Below are 17,653 nucleotides of genomic sequence, written 5' to 3' on the forward strand. Positions count from 1 at the left end.
CCGATGGCAACGCGCAATGGCAAGAACACTCCTAAATTTATGTATTATGATCTTGGGGTTAATCTTTGGCCAGACTTCCGCCGGGACAAGCCTTGCAGCTACATCCCAAGCGTATGAATCAGAGCCCCTGATCGCACACATAATTACCGCGCAGGACGGGATCGCGCCTGACGTCAAGACGATCACTGCAGGACTGCATCTGAAACTGGGCGAAGATTGGAAAACCTACTGGAAATCGCCTGGTGAGGTGGGAATTCCGCCCAAGATCACTTGGAACGGCTCGCAAAACGTCAGCGACGTACAGTTTCACTGGCCCGCGCCGATCCGTTTTCGCGCCTTCGGGATCGAGAATTTCGGGTACAAGGACGAAGTGGTCTTTCCGCTGACCGTCACACTCGAGAACCCCGGAGCGCCAGTTGACTTGAAGGCCGCTGTGACAACGCTGATCTGTTCCGATATCTGTGTGCCGGTCGAGTTTTCGCTGGACTTGTCGCTGACTCAGGGAACGGGTCGGGATCAGGACTCGGCCCGGCTTATAAATGCCTTTCTGTCGCGGGTGCCAACCACGGGAAACACAAGCGGAATGAAGTCCGACGCTGCGACTCTGGATACCGAGTCCGAGATGCTGACGCTGAATTTCACCAGCGACCTGCCCTTTGATGCGCCTGATGTCTTTCCCGACATGGGACGTGATACCGCGTTTGGTGCACCCGACATCCGGCTCGCTGGCGACAGGCGTCAGCTATGGGTGCAATTCCCGGTCCTCGCTCTGGCACAGGCCCCCCCCTCCTTGTCCGTCACGGTTACCGACACCAACCGCGTGGCCGAGTTTTCGCCCCGTACCGACGCTCCCCCTACCCCGCCACCATATGAGATCGCGGCCGCCGAAACTTCAGCCAGCGCGCTGGTCTGGATCATTTTGCTGGCGGTGGGCGGCGGGTTGATTCTGAATGTCATGCCCTGCGTACTGCCAGTGCTTTCGATCAAGCTTTCCTCGGCGGTAAAGGCTCGCGACCGCTCTGCGGCTCAGATTCGCGCCGGGTTCCTGGCTTCGGCAGCCGGAATCCTGACATTCATGTGGCTGTTGGCGGCTATCACCATTGCGGCGCGGTCGCTGGGCTATTCCGTCGGCTGGGGCATCCAGTTCCAGAATCCGCTTTTCCTTGCGGTGATGATCGTGGTGCTGGCGGTTTTTGCAGCCAGCCTCGCGGGCCTGTTCGAGATCACGCTGCCGCAGTCGCTGAACACCCGGCTGGCCCATGTCGAAAAGGGCCGCGTGTCGCTGGTCGGGGATTTCCTGACCGGAACTTTTTCAGCAGTTCTGGCGACGCCCTGCTCGGCCCCCTTCCTCGGCACGGCGGTGGCCTTTGCCTTGACCGGCCGACCGGTGGATATCGTGGCGATCTTCACCGCAATGGGGGTTGGGCTGGCCATTCCTTACTTGCTGGTTGCAGTACACCCGAAACTCACCGCCGCTCTGCCTAAACCGGGGCGTTGGATGGTGGGATTAAAATGGGCCCTGTCGGCGGCACTGCTGACCACGATCGGCTGGTTGGTCTGGGTGATGGTCGGGGTGGCCGGAGACACTGCTGCAACTGCTACCGTGCTGGCTGCAACTGTGCTGGTCCTGTTGATCTGGAAAAGTACGATGATGCCACCCGTTCTGCGCTGGACAGCCCTGTTGCTGACGCTGACCGCAGCGTTTGCTGCACCGGTTGTGATTGCCGGCAAAGACCGGTCCAAGCTGCTTGAGCCAGCCGGAGAGATCCCATGGATTACCTTCAGCCGCTCCGAAATCGCCCGCCTTGTTTCGCGCGGCGAGGTGGTTTTCGTCGATGTCACAGCCGATTGGTGTTTGACCTGCAAGGCCAACAAAGCGCTGGTTCTGGAACGCGGCGAGGTTCTGGCAACACTGCAATCGGACAAAGCAATTCCGATGCAGGCCGACTGGACCCGCCCCGACGATGTGATCGCCCGGTTCCTTGAGGACAATGGCCGGTTCGGGATCCCCTTCAACATCGTCTACGGCCCGTCGGCCCCCGAAGGCATCGCCCTGCCAGAGATCTTGACCACGAACGCCATTCTCGGCGCGATGGAACAGGCCGCGCCGATTGCGGGCGGAGCTGTGGAAAGCGGATCCTGACCCCGGAGTTCACATATCCCGGATGCGATTGCTCTGCTGCGCCAAACGCATGGTCTCGTGCTCTTCCATATCCAGTAGTGCTTGAAGGAGTTCGCGTGCCTCGGGTATCTCGGCACGCCCTTGCAAATACCGATATAAATCGATCACCTGATTGTGAAGATCGAAGACCGCTTCGCAGATCTCATCGACGCTCATCTGTGCGAACGGTCTGTCGCAGGTGCGATGTGGGTCGATCGGCTCATGGCCCAAATAGTCATATACCCACGTGTTGAGCGCTTTGGGATCGGCTCGTTTCACGAAGCCATCGATGATTTTCTCCAAAGCAGCCTCATGGTCGGCGAGGTAGGTAAGCAACATCCTGACCAGTTCCTGCTCGGACTGTGTCGAACAGTGGGCCAAACATTCAGCGAGCCAATGATGCATTTCCCGCGTCCAGACAATTAGATCAGAAAACGTTTCAACTTTCATGGTCTCAACCTCCTAAAGATCGGCATGCGAAAGCCTAAACCGGCATTTTCCAGATGCTCACTGGGCATCGAAGCGCAAAGTCGGCGCCGGCCCGACCCACGCCAGGCTGCGGGATTCAACCCCCCAGTTCCAGCAATGCCCGGTCGATTGCCACCTTGCGCGGATCCTCCTGCGGCAGGTCATCCGCCAGATCCCTTGCCCTGCCATAGGCGTTCCGGGCGCCGTCGGTCTCGCCCAGCACCGAATAGGCGTTGCCCAGCCGCATCCAGCCGTCCAGATCGCCTGGGTTTTCCTGCATCCGGCTCGCCAGCCGTTCGACCATCGAGCGGATGAAGGCCTGCCGATCTTCGTCGGACATCTCCTCGGCCGTCGCCACTTGATCGGCAGTTGGGCCGGGCATGGAAGGGGCAAAAGCCGCCAGATCCACCGGCGCCCGTCCGATCGACGGGGCGATGCGGTTAAGCTGGGCCACAAAACTCTCCATCCATGGCCGGAACTCCTCTTCGGCGTCGATCCGTGTCTTCAGTAGATCATAGGCCTCATCAGGCGATCCAGCCTGCTCCAGACCAACGGCTTTGTAGAATGTCGCTGCTGGGTTCGATGGGTCCAGTTCCAAGGCTCGTTCAAACGCCCGATCGGCCTTGGGCGTAACGACACCGTCATCGGCATAGACCAACGCCTCGCCATATTGCGACACCAGCGCTGAATTCGCATTGGGTCGGTCCAGCAACCCCTCGAACGCGTCTGCGGCATCTCCAAAGCGTCCCATACGCATATAGGTCTGAGCCAACAACACCCATCCCTCGGTTGGTCCGCCGGTTTCATCCGCCTCGAGCCGCGACTTCAGGCGCACGGCAAGGTCGGCGATTTCACGGGCTTCCGCCTGCTCCCCCTCGCGTTGGGCAAATGGCTGGCTGGGGATGTCGGGATTACCCAGTTGCCAATAAAGACCGGCTCCGAGTGCTGGAACTGCCAGCGCGGCAAGTAGAATCAGTGCACGCCCGGAATGGCCCATCATCGCTTTGTCGTCCGATTGCCGGTCAATCGCCTTCAGGCGACGTTCTATCTCGGCTCTGGCGGCCTTGGCTTCTTCGGCCGAGATAATTCCTCGTTCAAGGTCCTTCTCAACTTCGCCGATCTGGTCGGAAAAGATGGCAGAGGCGCTTTCGCGTCTCGACAAGTCCGAGGTCTTGCGCCCCATACCGGAGAGGGCGAGCGTCAGAAACACCGCCGCGGCCATGAATGAAAAGATAATCCAGATCATGCGCGCGGCTCCGTGAGTGAATGGTTTTCGGGATTCCGTTCTTCGCTCGCGCCGCGTTCCGTCTCTTGTTTTCGCGACTTCCGATATCGGCGCGCATTTTGGGTCAATACCGCTGCAGTCGCGATACCACCCAGCCCCAGGATGACGATAGGCGCAACCCACAGAATGTAAGTTGATGGCTTCCATGGCGGGTTGAACAGAACATAGTCGCCATAACGCGCAACCAGAAAATCCATAACCTGCTGGTCCGAGTCACCTGCCACCAGCCGTTCGCGCACAAGCAGACGAAGGTCGCGCGCCACCCCGGCGTTGGAACTGTCGATGTCTTGGTTCTGGCACACCACGCAGCGCACCTGTTTTGAAATCGCCCGGGCCCGCTCTTCCAAAACCGGATCTACAAGTATCTCGTCGGGCTCAACCGCGAATGCCGGCTGCGACACCAGCGTCGCCAGAGTGACTGCGGTAATTACAATTCGACGTATCATGACGCCTCTCCTCCGACCGCCCGCGCCTGATCCAGCGCGGTGCGCATCTTTGAAATTGCCTCGTCGCCCAGCACCGGGCCGACAAAACGGAATACGACCTTGCCCGCGCCATCAATCACAAAGGTCTCCGGTACGCCGGAAATCCCCCATTCGATCCCGGCTCGGCCGTCCAGGTCGGAACCGATGCGCTCATAAGGGTTGCCCAGATCGTCGAGCCATTTCCGCGCGCCCTGCGGCTTGTCTTTGTAGTTAATGCCCATCAGGCGAATGCCCTCATCGCGCACCATACGCGTCAGCACCGCATGTTCGGCCCGGCAGGGCACGCACCAGGACGCAAACACGTTGACCACGATCGGAACTGACCCGTCATTTTCCACCAGATCGGTACTGGACAGCCCGTGGGTATCCAGCCCATCGACCGGCGGCAAGTCGAACTCAGGCACCGGCTGCGAGATCAAAACAGACGGGATTTCGTTTGGATCGCGATCGGGATTCAGTCCCCATAGCAGGAAGGCACCCAGGATGCCGGCAATCGTAATTGGGAACAGTGCAAATAGACGTTTCATTGCCCTACTCCGCCGCCACCGGAATGGAGCCCTGCCCAGTCCGTTTTCGTGGTGCACCGACGCGTAGACGCCGATCGGTGAGTGACAAGACCCCACCCAATGCCAACAATCCTGAACCTATCCAGATCCAGACCACCAATGGCTCATACAAGATACGCAGGGTCCATTTGCTCTGTTCTGATTCCGCCGCCGGTTCCGATATCGAGGCGTAAAGGTCCCCTGCCAACGTCGTTCGAATTGCCGACTCGGTCGTACTGGTACCCGCCACGAGATAGGCCCTGCGCTCGGGTTGAAGCGTGGTGACATAAGCGCCATCGCGAAATACCGTCAGTGTGGCCGTGCGAGACAGATAGTTCGGACCGCGAAGCTGTTCCACACCGTCAAAACGCACGTCGAACCCTGCTATCTCAATCTGTGTTCCGGGCTCGGCAAAAGTCACGACCTCGGATTTCCAAGCGCTGGACCCGATAAAGCCGATCATACAGACAGCCAACCCCGCATGGGCCACGACCATGCCGTAATGAGAACGCGGTAGGTTGCGGGCCCGACGCAGGGACTCGGCCAACGGCGCCTCACCCAATTTAATTCGGCTGGCCCACTCTGTCAGCACAGCGCCCAGCAACCAAACCGCAAGGCCGATCGACACTACCGCCAAGGCTGGGCCGCCGGTATCCAGATACCACACAAGCAACGCTACGAGCAGGCTAACCCCGGCCACCCATTTGAGCCGGCCCAGAACACCGCGCAAATCCGCCCGCTTCCATGACAACAGCGGCCCAATCCCCATTACAACGACCAGAACCAGCATGATCGGCACGAAACTGGCGTTGTAATAAGGTGGTCCAACCGAAATCTTTTCACCTGTCACAGCCTCAAGCAAAAGCGGATAAAGCGTACCGAATAGAACCGTCGCCGTTGCGGTGGCCAGCAGCAGGTTGTTAATAAGCAAACCGGCCTCGCGGCTGATCGGGGCAAAAAGACCGCCGCCCTCCATCTCCGGTGCGCGTATGGCAAACAGCGTCAATGAACCACCGATCGCGACAGCCAACAGCGCCAAGATGTAAATGCCGCGTTCGGGATCGACCGAAAACGCATGGACCGATGTAAGCAAGCCTGAGCGGACAATGAATGTCCCCAACAAGGACAACGAGAAGGTCAAAACGGCCAGTAGGATCGTCCAACTTTTGAAGCTGCCGCGCTTTTCGGTCACAATGGCCGAATGGAACAGCGCTGTGCCAGCAAGCCAGGGCATAAACGAGACATTCTCGACCGGATCCCAGAACCACCAGCCGCCCCAACCCAGTTCGTAATAGGCCCACCAGCTGCCCAGAACGATACCAAGTGTAAGAAACACCCAGGCCGCCAATGTCCAGGGTCGGACCCACCGCGCCCATGCCGGATCGACCCGCCCCTCAATCAGGGCAGCCACGGCGAAAGAAAATACGATCGAGAAGCCGACATAACCCAGGTATAGGAACGGCGGGTGCATAGCCAGGCCGACATCCTGCAACAGCGGATTTAAATCCTGACCATCCAGCGGTGCCGGAAACACCCGGTCGAACGGGTTCGAGGTGAACAGCATGAATGACAGGAACCCCGCACTGATCCAGGCCTGCACTGCCAGAGTGCGCGCCTTGAGTTTCAGCGGGATGTTCCGAGCCAACAGAGACACACCCAGCCCGAAAATCACCAATATCAGAATCCACAACAGCAGCGACCCTTCGTGGCTACCCCAGGTCGCAGCCACCTTGAAAAGCATCGGTTTCAGCGAATGAGAATTGCTGGCCACATTTAGCACAGTGAAATCGCTGACCACGAAGGACCACATTAGAGCGGCGAAGGCGATAGCAACCAGCGCTGTCAGCAGGACCGAGGTCGCAGATGCCGATCGCATCCACATGACATTGTTCCGGGCTGCTCCAATCAAGGGTAATACGCTTTGCACCAAGGACACGGCCAGGGCAAGCGCCAGGGCGAACTGCCCGATTTCCGGTATCATTCCAATCCCTCCGGATTTCCGGTTTTGCGGCCTTGTCCGACAATCCAGCGCTGGAGGGTCAAGCGCATTATTGCCGCACCCCCCTCCGGCTGATGCATTCTTGACGAGCGCAAGTCTGGCCGGTGGCCTTGACCTTCCAGCGCTGGAGACCCCCACCATTCCGGCTTCACCAATGGGCGTACCGAACATTTTGTTTTCAGGACACGGATTCAGGAAACAAACGAACACGAGGGCAAAATGACACGGAACAACAGCAAGATTTTGTGCGTCTGGCAACGCCTCCAGGCCGTAATGCTGGCTGGGGGGCTGAGCCTCGGGTCACCTGCCATGGCCCAACCTGAAAACCGTCCGGCTGACAACGTGGCGATGAACTCGCAAGCCTCCAGCAACATGTCAGGTATGGGAAGCATGTCCACGATGATGCGCCCCGACGCGGTACCGCCAACGGGTGTCGTTGGCGGTATGCATCCGCCTGAGGGTGTTTTGATGCCGGTGTTCTCTTACATGAACATGGAGATGAACGGAAATCGTACCGGAACGCAGTCGCTGTCTACCTCGGACGTGCTGTCGCAGTATCCGATCGCGCCGCTCAGCATGAGCATGAACATGGCGATGGTCGGCCTGATGTACGGTGTGACCGACGAAATCTCAGTGATGGCGATGCTGCCCTATACACGTAAGACGATGAAGCACCAGACCCGCATGGGCCAGACCTTTAAGACCAAGGCACAGGGGTTTGGCGATCTGAAGATCATCGGCGGATATGATATCTACAAATCCAACGGGCAGGTGCTGGAACTATCTCTTGGCCTCAGTCTGCCGACCGGCTCGATAGACGAGACCGACACCACACCGGCCGGGCCGGACCAGCTGTTGCCCTACCCCATGCAACTGGGTTCAGGCACTTACGACCTGCTGCCGGGCGTCACCTATACGGGCCAGAACGCGGATTGGTCGTGGGGCGCCCAGCTGGCCGCCATGATCCGGATGGGTGAGAATGATGCCGGTTACACCTTGGGCAACGTCTATTCAGCAACAGTTTGGGGTGCACGGCGCTGGAATGATCAGTTCAGCTCTTCGTTGCGGGTGGTCGGCGACATCGTCAAAAACATTGACGGGTCGGATGCACGCCTGAACCCAGGCATGGTGCCCACCGCCGATCCGACCCTGCGCGGCGGACAGTTTCTGAGCATCGGAATCGGAGTGAATTACCTTGTGTCGGGATCGGGCGTTTTGGCGGGCACGCGTCTGGGTATCGAGGGCGTGATCCCGGCGTATCAAGATCTGGATGGGCCCCAGCTTGAACGCGATTACACAGTCTCCTTCGCGATACGCAGGGCGTTCTGACCCTTCAGCCCCAAACCGACTGTAAACGGACAATCAGCGCCGCCGCGGTGGTCAGAACGACCACTGACACCGCCATCAGTAGAAGGGCCAATATCACAGGTCCGCCGCGCCCGGGTACGCGACGTGCCAGTTGGGCCGCAAATCCAGTACCGTGGGCGATCTGGCTCTGAACAACGGATAGGTACAGTGGCAGCGCTCCGACCAGCGTGGCGTACAGGTAAACGCCTGAGATGTTCTCGAAGTAGGCGGAGCGCACCAGCGTCGGACCGACTACCCGCAACGCCACTACGGGATCACCGCCGAAAGACCCGAACCAGTCCGCCGAAAGCGCGTAGATCAGCGCATGCAGCCCGATGAACAGGACGGCCCGAAGCAGCAGGTCAATCAGCAGATACCGGGCCGGGATGGCCCATTTGCCCCGCGCCCTTACCCCAACTGCGAAAAGAAAAAAGCTGAGATAATTTACGAGGAACACGACCGGCAACCCGTTCGTCACCACCTGGCGCAAAAACCGAACAAACGCGGGACCACTGTTCAGGAGGTGCGTCGCAAAGCCCGGCGTGCGCAAAACGAAGATGGCCAACAGCGGAAACAACGCGAGGCAACTGACGATCAGCGTGTTTCTGGCAAACTTCCAGAAAGGCAATTCAGTGGCAAAATATCTGTTCATTTCATTTAGTTTGCCAACGGTTCCAGCGCAATGTCGATGCCAAATGGGTCACAGACCTGCCACAGAACCTTCGATTATATTATTCCGCAAGCCCTCGACCCGCCTTACGCGCAAAAATAGACCGTTTTGATCGTTACTTTTGGCGCACTCATAAATCACAATCACATCTGATAAGTATCCCTTATCAAGTATAATTGATTTTGCGGGAAAATGGGCGCAGAGTGGGCCGTATGAGCACCCCTGAGCCCTATCTCCCCGCCCCCTCCCCTGCCCTGTCGCAGTCTGACCAGGACGCCCTGACCGATCTCTATGTCCGCGGCACACCCGCCAACACGCTCAGGGCCTATGAGCGCGATTTGCTCTATGTAACGGCCTGGAAGGCAGCACGGTTCGGAGTGCCGTTGGACTGGCCCGAGAGCGAGGCCACAGCGCTGGCCTTCATTCTCGATCACGCCCGCGATCTGGGAGATGCCGCGCCCGAGGATGTCGCGCGTCAGAGTGCCGAGATGTTGATCGCGCAAGGGCTACGCAAGTCCCTCGCCTGCCCGGCCCCTTCTACGCTGGACCGGCGCATCGCCTCCTGGCTGGCCTTTCATCGAATGAAGAACCTGACCAGCCCTTTTGATGCGCCGCAGGTGAAGCAGGCCCGTGCCAAGGCGCGCCGCGCCGCCGCCCGGCCCCCTGCCCCAAAATCGCAGCAACCGATTACCCGCGATGTGCTCGAGCAGTTGCTGTCCACTTGTCGGGGGTCCCGGCGGGATTGCCGCGACCGCGCCATCTTGATGCTGGGTTGGGCTTCGGGTGGTAGACGGCGCTCGGAGATCACCGGGTTGATGTTTGAAGACGTCTCGCTGAAGGAGTTCGACGAGAAAAGCCTGGTTTGGATTTCACTGCTGGAGACCAAGACGACAACCAAAGGTGAAACGCCGCGGCTGGTGTTGAAAGGCCGCGCAGCCCAAGCGCTGGCCCATTGGATCGAGGTGGGTGAGATTCAGGACGGCCCCTTGTTCCGGCCTGTTTCAAAAGCCGATCGGGTGTTAACCCGCCGCCTCAGCCCGGATGCCATCGCGCAGATCGTCAAGCGTCGGGCGAAACTGGCGGGCCTGCCGGACGGGTTCGCTTCCCCCCATGGGCTGCGCTCGGGCTTCCTGACCCAGGCCGCGCTGGACGGCGCCCCGATCCAGGCCGCGATGCGCCTCTCCCTGCATCGCTCCATGGCCCAGGCGCAGAAATACTACGACGATGTGGACATCGCGGATAACCCGGCGACTGATCTACTGGGGTGAGTAGTTACTGACTATTTAATAATCCCCGCTTGAGGGAAACTCCGGCTGCTGTGCCTATGTCTTGTTTCCTGTCGCATCTGTTAACGTGGCCAGCGCGGAAACATGTCGCGGCAGATCGCAACGGGAATGCAGGATATCAACAATGATCACCGCGTCCGGCTGATCCAGATAAACCAGGAAATGCTCTCCTGCGCGCACATATCTGAGATCCGCCGCCTCTTCGACCAATATAGAACAACTTCGGCTGGCCACCCTGCCCTCTGTGATGGCCTGACAGCGCGCTATTAGTTCTTGTTCATAAAGATCGGCTTGATGCGATCCAAACTTGTCGATGGTCCATCGGGCAATTTCCACCAGGCTGGATTCAGCGCGGCGTGTCAGTCGAAAGGGTCTGGTCACGCCTTGGCTCGTGCCCTTGCAAAGGCACGACGGATCGCATCCGAACCCCTGCCTTCTGCCAAATCTCCGGCCTGAGCCTGCGCTACACCCTCCTGCAAGCCTTGTTTGAGAGACTCCAGCCCCGCTTCTTCCCGCTCCAAAAGCCGAAGGCCGGCGCGCAACGCTTCACTGGCGTTCTGATATCGACCGGACGCAACCAGATTCTGCACCAGTTGATCCTGCGATTCTGTAAGTACAACATTGCGGGTTACCATGGCGTAAGCCTCCTTTTTGGCAATATATGCCAACGAGACCGTCTGTTCAACGATTGAGGAGCCCAAAATCACTAATTCGAGCAAGCTGGTTTTATGGACGCTAATGGGACGTGAACACACGGATCATGTCTGTGATCCCATATGAATCCAATGACGGTAGAGACTTGCGTCAAAAGCCGCGCCGCGCAAGCACAGCTGCACTGGATCGAGGACAGTTCCGTGTTCCGTCGCAACTTACAGGCGCACAATTCCCGAAACCCCGCCCTCACGGTATGCCATTTCTTGGGCAATTGGCGAGCGGCTGACTCTAGCCGGAATGTTCGCGTGTTTTCCTCTGCGCACGGGCTGAGCTCGGTGTATCTGACCCAGATCGCCATGCCATTCTCACCGCATCGTACTCCCGTACTGGCGCAGAAGTATTGTTACGAAGTTGGTATCGCAGAAAACTCGATAACGAAATTGTTGGTGAGAGAATTTGACCAATCAGCTCAACTAGCTCCCTGCCCTTCCCAATTGCGCAATTTGCGCCAAAAGCCGTTCGGCCTTCACTCCAACTCCATGCTAGAGGCGTTCTACTCAAAGCGGAGCATAGGGAGGAGTTTTACAGGAATGCCTTCGCATGCCTACGTTAGAACTTCATCGACTGAAAGAACCCATGATCCCGCTCAACCGAGTTTACAACTGTAAACCACCCTGCTCTGATGCAAAGCGTATGTAGTCCTCCGCGTTGGAAAACCTACAATATAGGCGAAAATCCTTGACTTAGTGCTATGAATCACGGCTGTTTATCTCAAGTGGCGCAAAAATGACCACATTCTTTAATTTGAGGCAACTACATGATTCCCGTGACACCACTTGCGGCAGAAAGACCATCGGCACTCGCCACGGAAATATCTGAGAGATTAAACTCGGCTATCCGGGAACATCTACTTGCTGCATTTGCCCCCGACAACACCAAATCACTGCGAAATTTTGCAGCGCCAGAAGCTGCTGAACTCTTAGGAGTCTCAGGTCAATTCATGCGCAAAGTCCACGCAGAGGGAACGATTCCTGAACCGAATGACGTACGCAGCGGTAGGCGTTACTATACTGCCCAAGAACTTTGGGAGGCTCGCGAAACGCTTGAGAAAACCTCACGCAAAAAAGGGCGCTATGTCCCTCGCCGGACTGAAGGAGAAAAGCTCCAAGTCTGGCAGTTGATGAACTTCAAAGGCGGCAGCAGTAAGAGCACCACAACAATTCACTTGGCTCACTATTTTGCGCTTCGCGGTTACCGTGTGCTGGCTGTTGATCTGGATCCTCAAGGCTCTCTTACATCCATGTGCGGCATAAGCCCCGAAATAGAGTTTGACGGGCTGACGATTTACGATGCTATTCGATATGAAGATCCGGTAGATATGGCGGACGTCGTGCTTCCGACGTACTTCCCCGGTCTCTCTGTGGCTCCGTCACGGCTTGTTCTTTCCGAATTTGAGACAGAATCTGCCGTTCACTCCAACCCAGACCATCCGTTCTTTACAAGAATACGGAATGCCCTGGCCCAGGTGGAAGGAGATTTTGACCTTGTTCTGATTGATAGCCCACCTCAGCTAGGATTCTTGACAATTGCTGGGATGGCGGCCGCCAGTTCATTGCTTGTGCCACTTACACCTTCGATGCTGGACGTGTCTTCGACGGCTCAATTTCTCGAACTCGCTGGTGCTTACATGGCAGTCATTGAAGATGCCGGCGCTACGCTCGAATACGACAACTTCAAATTCCTGATAACGCGTGACGAGCCAACAGACGTACCGTCTCAACAACTGGCTTCGTTCATGCGGGCACTGTTTCAGGATCGCGTTATGTCAGCCACAGCCCTCAAAAGCACCGCGGTCAGTGACGCCACAATGCTCAAACAATCAATTTACGAAGTCGTGCGGTCAGAAATGACACGCGCAACTTATGATCGGGCAAAGAACTCAATGGATGCGATCGGCTCTGAGGTAGAGCAAATGATCCATCAAGCATGGGGACGCAGCTAATGGCTAGAAAGTCGCTTCAGGAGATGTCGGGGATCGCAAACACCATCGCGCGCTCTGGCCCCAAGGCCATCGATAAAACTCCAAAACCCAATGCCCCTGCTCTTGGTGCGCTTCAGGGCTCTCTTGCCGCAATCAGGGAAATTGACCCTGCTCTGATCGACGACTGGGGGCCTGCCGATAGGCTCGGTGAGTTTACAGCTGTAAACATTGACGAAGAAGACGATAGTTTTGAAAGCTTGATGTCGAGTATACAAGACGGTGGCCAACAAGTTCCCATTCTTGTCAGAAGATCGAAATCCGACGGTCGATACGAGGCAATTTATGGACGGAGGAGGCTCAAAGCCTGTCGTGAACTTGGTATTAAAGTCCGCGCCAATGTTCAGGATATCGACGATGCTTCAGCGCTTCTCGCCAAAGGGCTTGAGAATGCTGCGAGGCGCAATCTTTCCTTCTACGAGAAAGCACGTTTCGCCGAGGCGATCCTGACTTCCGGGCATGACACGGCAACGGTGCGGCAAGTATTGAACGTTTCGAAATCAGGGCTGTCTCACCTGACAAAAATTACGCAACATGTTCCTGCAAAGATTGGTGACATGATCGGCGCAGCCCCAAAATCAGGCCGCCCAAAATGGACCGTGCTTGCAGAGCACTTCGTTGCAGGCAAGCTAGCGGAAGATGAAGCTGCAAATCTTCTTGCAACCATTGAGCCATCGATGTCGTCAGATGATCGGCTGGAAATGCTCCTAAAAGCAGCTGCCAAACGCGGTGCAAGACAAAGAGAAGGTGCAGCCGAACTCAACCCAATCGAAGGCGTTACAATCAAATCTACCAACGGATCACTAACTGTTTCGGTCAAAAGGACCGGAGCTAACGCTGGCTTCGCTAGCTGGTTGGACGAAAACATGGCTGAAATCATTAAGCGCTCACACGCTGAGTTTACAGCTGTAAACGCCAAGAAAAAGAACTGAGGACGAGCAGAAAGGAGGAAGGCAAACAAACAAAACCCCCGAAACCGGAGCTTCGAGGGCTGCTGCGCAAAGCGCAATTCTTAGATTAGACACCTAGAATCTAGCAGCACCCGAATCGCCACACAAGAAAAAACGCTCTTGAGCGAACGGGTAATTTTTGTCTGCCGATAGATAATCATGAAAACACTAACAGCATTGGCTCCAATTGGAGCGACCTTGTCGGGAACGGCAGGGCAGGGGAACAGTACGCCCAAAAAATGGATACTTCTTCGCGCCGTTGAAGAGGCCAGAGAACCTCTTGGGTTAAAATCCACAACTCTCAATGTCCTGAGAGCGATGGTTTCCTTTATGGGCGGTGATCAGATTGCTGCGGACCAGGATGATCATCACATCTGTTTCGCGTCCAACGCGGCGATAGCCAAACGAACTCATGTCAGCGTGCAGACAGTTGAGCGTCATATCTCGACGCTGGTGGACCTTGGACTTATCCGCCGCGTCATGAGCGCAAACGGTAAGCGATGGGCGCGCCGGGATCGCCAGGGCAGGGTGGTCACCGCAACTGGGCTCTCCTTGATGCCTTTGTCTGAACGGCACGCTGAGTTCATTCAGGAAGCCCAGAGGCATGCTGATCGCGTTCTCGAGTTCACTGTACTCCGTGACAAAGTTTCCGCCGCTCTGGCGCGCCTTAAGGAACTCGTAGCAAATGACACCGCGATCTCTGATTTGGTGACCACCGTACGCAATGCTCTGCGTCGCAAACCAGATGCGAATGTACTCAGCGAGCTGTTGGCAGAAATCTCTGTGGAAATCTCCGAGATAACACAGACTGATACAGAAAATTTGAGGGCCAGTGACAGTGAAATTGAGGGGCACAAAGAGGACTCTTTGAATCCGGAAGTTAAGAAAGAAAAGCTTTCTCAGATTCAGGTTTCTCCAGACCAAATGGAGCGCAGTTTTCCACGGCTATGCTCAGAACTACGCTTTGCAAAAGATCAGCACCACTGTGATCGGCTTATGGATGATATCGCCGAGTATCTACGGCTTGGCCAAACCTGGTATGCAATGAAATCAACTTTTGGCCCAGCTATTCGCTTCATTGTTCTCGGATACATCTTTCAACGTGCTGAGAACATACAATCTCCAGGGGCTTACCTGATTTCGTTGCTGGCCAAGATCGAAAAGGGCGAATTGTCTCCAAAGGCAATGCTCTCGCGGACATCCAATGCTACGTAAATTTGGGGAAACAGGATGAAATTTACCGTTTTCAGATTACACCTCCAAGTGATGACTGGATCGAAGGGTCTGAAAAAGGTGAGCTATAGGATTGACCTCTATAAATCACGCAACCATAAATAGTGAGTTATAGAAAGGAAGCTTATACCTCACGATGTGGAACTGGCAGAACCCTGACTGGCCTACCTTTCGTTACGACGCCGCAAGACTCGAACCATACGAGCAACAGTTCCTGTTGTCCTCAGGGGAAGTTCTTGGAGCGGTTCATCATGTGAACACATCGGATCGAGATCAATTGCGTATCGACCTGCTAAGCGAAGAAGCAATGAAGACCAGCGCGATCGAAGGTGAGATGCTGGATCGTCTCAGCGTGCAATCTTCCTTGCGCCGACATCTTGGACTGGCTCCCGACAGCTATCCATCCAAACCGCGCGAGCAGGGCGTTTCTGAAATGATGGTGGATGTTTATTCCAACTATTCGGAACCACTGTCACACGACACCCTGTTTCGGTGGCATGACATGCTTCTGTCCCATGACAGGCATCTGGAAACGATTGGATCATACCGGAGCCATGAGGATGCGATGCAAATCGTCTCAGGCAGGCTCGACCGCCCAACGGTGCATTTCGAAGCTCCACCTTCACATCAGGTTCCGGCTGAAATGGACCAGTTCGTAGCCTGGTTCAACCGGACCGCACCGGATGGTCCCGAACCATTGCGCGCACTGATCCGGGCCGGTTTGAGCCATCTGTATTTCGAGAGCATTCATCCCTTTGAGGACGGCAATGGCCGGTTGGGTAGGGCGCTGGCTGAAAAGTCCTTGGCCCAGAATATCGGTCAGCCAAGTCTGATTGCCCTTGCTTTCACGATCGAGCGAGAGCGGAAGGCTTACTACGACCAACTCGAACGCCATCAAAAGACGCTGGAAGTCACACCGTGGCTCGTCTGGTTTGCCGAAACTGTCCTTACAGCACAGCAGGTGACGCTTGAGCGGGTTGGTTTCTTTATTTCCAAGACGCACTTCTATGATCGGTACCGTGATCAGTTCAACACTCGCCAAAGCAAGGTAATCGCCCGTTTGTTCAAGGCTGGGCCGGATGGGTTCACAGGGGGATTGAGCGCTGAGAACTATATCTCGATCACGGGAACATCGCGCGCCACAGCAACGCGGGATCTCCAGAACCTGGTAGAGAAGGGCGCTTTGATCCGAACGGGTGAACTCCGGTACACGCGATATTGGTTAAAGCTAGATCGGGACGGGTAGGGGGCTGAAGTACGGCACGAAGCGCGGGAAGTGGAAGTTCGCTGCAGTCGCTACGCATGCTCGCAGGAAATGCGGAAGCTGACGTTTAGATAGCTTCCCAAGCGAGCATCTTTCTGTCCCGCCGCAAGGCGGCTCCGAGTTCGTACTTCATATGAATGGTCCATGCCGAAACTGGCGCAATGGGCGGGAAACGAACCTTCGTCGTGTCAATCCCGAACTCCGCTATGCGGCCTAAGCCGAGCTAGAGCTTGTCCACGCCGGTCATATTGATTGAATTCCGAAAGTGTGGAAACGTTCATATGGTAGACGCGTTAACGGCGATATTTCACATGAAGCGTATCCTGTTCTCAGTTGTGTTTTGTTTTCTGCCTGCGATGGTGCTGGCGGACAAAGTTGCCTTGGTAATTGGCAATGCGAACTACCAACATGTCAGCAATCTCAAAAACCCGTCGAATGATGCGATCGACATTGCAGAGGCATTGCGCAGGATCGGGTTTGAGGTCACAACAGGTCTTGATCTGGATTACCGCGACATGCGCCTTGCCATACGTGACTTTGGAGAAAAGGCAAAAAACGCCGAGTCGGTCATCGTATACTTCGCCGGCCACGGCATCGAGTTGGACAACACGAACTTCCTGATCCCTGTCAGTGCGGAACTGCGGAGCGACCGTGACATCGAACTCGAGGCAATCCGCCTCAACACATTGATTAGCTCCATCGCGGGCGCACCCGGCTTGAAGATCGTGTTGGTTGACGCCTGCCGCAACAATCCATTCCTCGCGACTATGGAGCGCACAAACAGCACCCGCTCAATTGGACGCGGACTTGCACGTATCGATCCGGGAGGTGTGTTGGTTGGATATGCTGCAAGGAGCGGAACGCTGGCGCTTGACGGCGATGGCCGCAACAGCCCCTATGCTCAGGCTCTGCTCAACCACATCGAGGAACCCGGACTTGAGATTGGCAAGTTGTTTCGGCGAGTCCGCGACAGGGTTTACACTCTGACAGAAGGCTATCAGGAGCCATTTACTTATGGCTCGCTTCCCGCCAGAGACATTTTTCTTGTTCCAGATGCGGCTGCAGGCTCGACGCCAGAGGAAGAAATTGAGCGTGTCGAAGACCAGATTTATGCGGACTTTGAACTTGCGCGTTCGCTCGGAAGGCTTGATGCGATCGAGATGTTTCTGGAGCGATACGAAGGCGAAAGGGATCATTTTGCAGTCGCGCTCGCCCTTTCGTTGCGGGACGACTTGCTTGCTGAGCACCAGAAGGACGAAGTGCCGGGC

Annotated in this window: 16 protein-coding genes; 8 read left to right on the plus strand and 8 right to left on the minus strand. The window is 56.4% G+C overall.

Annotated features, from left to right (window positions below; genetic code table 11):
* The first annotated feature begins 46 nt into the window (after positions 1–46).
* Positions 47–2,143, plus strand: coding sequence for a protein-disulfide reductase DsbD family protein (locus tag ACR0AC_RS18840; RefSeq protein WP_152460785.1), 2,097 nt, complete (start codon positions 47–49; stop codon positions 2,141–2,143).
* A gap of 9 nt (positions 2,144–2,152) precedes the next feature.
* Here ACR0AC_RS18840 and ACR0AC_RS18845 read toward each other — a convergent pair whose 3' ends face one another.
* From ACR0AC_RS18845 to ACR0AC_RS18865, 5 genes are all read right to left on the minus strand, one after another.
* Positions 2,153–2,611 carry an ATPase gene (locus tag ACR0AC_RS18845; protein ID WP_152460786.1) on the minus strand — a complete coding sequence of 153 codons (459 nt, stop codon included), beginning with the start codon at positions 2,609–2,611 and terminating at the stop codon, positions 2,153–2,155.
* Between the two features lie 115 nt (positions 2,612–2,726).
* Entirely contained in the window at positions 2,727–3,875 is a 1,149-nt protein-coding gene (gene ccmI, locus ACR0AC_RS18850; RefSeq protein WP_152460787.1) for a c-type cytochrome biogenesis protein CcmI, read from the minus strand.
* A complete protein-coding gene (locus ACR0AC_RS18855; protein WP_170602091.1) occupies positions 3,872–4,360 on the minus strand; it encodes a cytochrome c-type biogenesis protein in 489 nt (162 codons plus the stop codon). Before ACR0AC_RS18855 ends, ccmI begins: the two co-directional genes overlap by 4 nt.
* Positions 4,357–4,926, minus strand: coding sequence for a DsbE family thiol:disulfide interchange protein (locus tag ACR0AC_RS18860; RefSeq protein WP_152460789.1), 570 nt, complete (start codon positions 4,924–4,926; stop codon positions 4,357–4,359). The genes ACR0AC_RS18855 and ACR0AC_RS18860 overlap by 4 nt, the downstream gene beginning before the upstream one ends.
* 4 nt (positions 4,927–4,930) lie before the next feature.
* Entirely contained in the window at positions 4,931–6,925 is a 1,995-nt protein-coding gene (locus tag ACR0AC_RS18865) for a heme lyase CcmF/NrfE family subunit (RefSeq protein ID WP_152460790.1), read from the minus strand.
* A 237-nt stretch (positions 6,926–7,162) separates the two neighbouring features.
* Between ACR0AC_RS18865 and ACR0AC_RS18870 the strand changes: the two genes are divergently transcribed.
* Positions 7,163–8,272 carry a transporter gene (locus ACR0AC_RS18870; RefSeq protein ID WP_152460791.1) on the plus strand — a complete coding sequence of 370 codons (1,110 nt, stop codon included), beginning with the start codon at positions 7,163–7,165 and terminating at the stop codon, positions 8,270–8,272.
* 4 nt (positions 8,273–8,276) lie between these two features.
* Here ACR0AC_RS18870 and ACR0AC_RS18875 read toward each other — a convergent pair whose 3' ends face one another.
* Positions 8,277–8,942, minus strand: a complete 666-nt coding sequence (locus ACR0AC_RS18875) for a hypothetical protein (protein ID WP_152460792.1) — start codon at positions 8,940–8,942, stop codon at positions 8,277–8,279.
* 230 nt (positions 8,943–9,172) lie between these two features.
* Between ACR0AC_RS18875 and ACR0AC_RS18880 the strand changes: the two genes are divergently transcribed.
* A complete protein-coding gene (locus ACR0AC_RS18880; RefSeq protein WP_170417862.1) occupies positions 9,173–10,228 on the plus strand; it encodes a tyrosine-type recombinase/integrase in 1,056 nt (351 codons plus the stop codon).
* 54 nt (positions 10,229–10,282) lie between these two features.
* Here ACR0AC_RS18880 and ACR0AC_RS18885 read toward each other — a convergent pair whose 3' ends face one another.
* Positions 10,283–10,627, minus strand: coding sequence for a type II toxin-antitoxin system RelE/ParE family toxin (locus tag ACR0AC_RS18885; RefSeq protein ID WP_170417859.1), 345 nt, complete (start codon positions 10,625–10,627; stop codon positions 10,283–10,285).
* On the minus strand, positions 10,624–10,881 hold the full coding sequence (locus ACR0AC_RS18890; RefSeq protein WP_170417856.1) for a type II toxin-antitoxin system ParD family antitoxin: 258 nt from the start codon (positions 10,879–10,881) through the stop codon (positions 10,624–10,626). Before ACR0AC_RS18890 ends, ACR0AC_RS18885 begins: the two co-directional genes overlap by 4 nt.
* Positions 10,882–11,717: 836 nt before the next feature.
* Here ACR0AC_RS18890 and repA point away from each other — a divergent pair.
* From repA to ACR0AC_RS18915, 5 genes are all read left to right on the plus strand, one after another.
* Positions 11,718–12,902 (plus strand): plasmid partitioning protein RepA, encoded by a 1,185-nt coding sequence (gene repA / locus ACR0AC_RS18895; RefSeq protein ID WP_170417853.1) that lies wholly within the window; start codon positions 11,718–11,720, stop codon positions 12,900–12,902.
* Positions 12,902–13,870 carry a plasmid partitioning protein RepB gene (repB, locus tag ACR0AC_RS18900; RefSeq protein WP_170417850.1) on the plus strand — a complete coding sequence of 323 codons (969 nt, stop codon included), beginning with the start codon at positions 12,902–12,904 and terminating at the stop codon, positions 13,868–13,870. The genes repA and repB overlap by 1 nt, the downstream gene beginning before the upstream one ends.
* A gap of 177 nt (positions 13,871–14,047) precedes the next feature.
* On the plus strand, positions 14,048–15,103 hold the full coding sequence (locus tag ACR0AC_RS18905) for a helix-turn-helix domain-containing protein (RefSeq protein ID WP_170417847.1): 1,056 nt from the start codon (positions 14,048–14,050) through the stop codon (positions 15,101–15,103).
* A 154-nt stretch (positions 15,104–15,257) separates the two neighbouring features.
* Positions 15,258–16,367 (plus strand): Fic family protein, encoded by a 1,110-nt coding sequence (locus tag ACR0AC_RS18910; RefSeq protein WP_170417844.1) that lies wholly within the window; start codon positions 15,258–15,260, stop codon positions 16,365–16,367.
* Between the two features lie 329 nt (positions 16,368–16,696).
* The coding region (locus ACR0AC_RS18915; RefSeq protein ID WP_480875353.1) for a caspase family protein at positions 16,697–17,653 on the plus strand (957 nt) is incomplete at its 3' end.

The sequence above is a fragment of the Ruegeria sp. H7 genome (genome assembly GCF_056532945.1).

Excerpts from the sequence above, each read along its gene's own strand:
- ACR0AC_RS18865 (WP_152460790.1), bottom strand. The coding sequence starts at position 6,925 with ATGATACCGGAAATCGGGCAGTTCGCCCTGGCGCTTGCCCTGGCCGTG.
- ACR0AC_RS18870 (WP_152460791.1), top strand. The coding sequence starts at position 7,163 with ATGACACGGAACAACAGCAAGATTTTGTGCGTCTGGCAACGCCTCCAG.
- ACR0AC_RS18880 (WP_170417862.1), top strand. The coding sequence starts at position 9,173 with ATGAGCACCCCTGAGCCCTATCTCCCCGCCCCCTCCCCTGCCCTGTCG.
- repA (WP_170417853.1), top strand. The coding sequence starts at position 11,718 with ATGATTCCCGTGACACCACTTGCGGCAGAAAGACCATCGGCACTCGCC.
- ACR0AC_RS18860 (WP_152460789.1), bottom strand. The coding sequence starts at position 4,926 with ATGAAACGTCTATTTGCACTGTTCCCAATTACGATTGCCGGCATCCTG.
- ACR0AC_RS18910 (WP_170417844.1), top strand. The coding sequence starts at position 15,258 with ATGTGGAACTGGCAGAACCCTGACTGGCCTACCTTTCGTTACGACGCC.
- ACR0AC_RS18890 (WP_170417856.1), bottom strand. The coding sequence starts at position 10,881 with ATGGTAACCCGCAATGTTGTACTTACAGAATCGCAGGATCAACTGGTG.
- ACR0AC_RS18905 (WP_170417847.1), top strand. The coding sequence starts at position 14,048 with ATGAAAACACTAACAGCATTGGCTCCAATTGGAGCGACCTTGTCGGGA.
- ACR0AC_RS18840 (WP_152460785.1), top strand. The coding sequence starts at position 47 with ATGATCTTGGGGTTAATCTTTGGCCAGACTTCCGCCGGGACAAGCCTT.
- ACR0AC_RS18845 (WP_152460786.1), bottom strand. The coding sequence starts at position 2,611 with ATGAAAGTTGAAACGTTTTCTGATCTAATTGTCTGGACGCGGGAAATG.
- repB (WP_170417850.1), top strand. The coding sequence starts at position 12,902 with ATGGCTAGAAAGTCGCTTCAGGAGATGTCGGGGATCGCAAACACCATC.
- ACR0AC_RS18875 (WP_152460792.1), bottom strand. The coding sequence starts at position 8,942 with ATGAACAGATATTTTGCCACTGAATTGCCTTTCTGGAAGTTTGCCAGA.
- ccmI (WP_152460787.1), bottom strand. The coding sequence starts at position 3,875 with ATGATCTGGATTATCTTTTCATTCATGGCCGCGGCGGTGTTTCTGACG.
- ACR0AC_RS18855 (WP_170602091.1), bottom strand. The coding sequence starts at position 4,360 with ATGATACGTCGAATTGTAATTACCGCAGTCACTCTGGCGACGCTGGTG.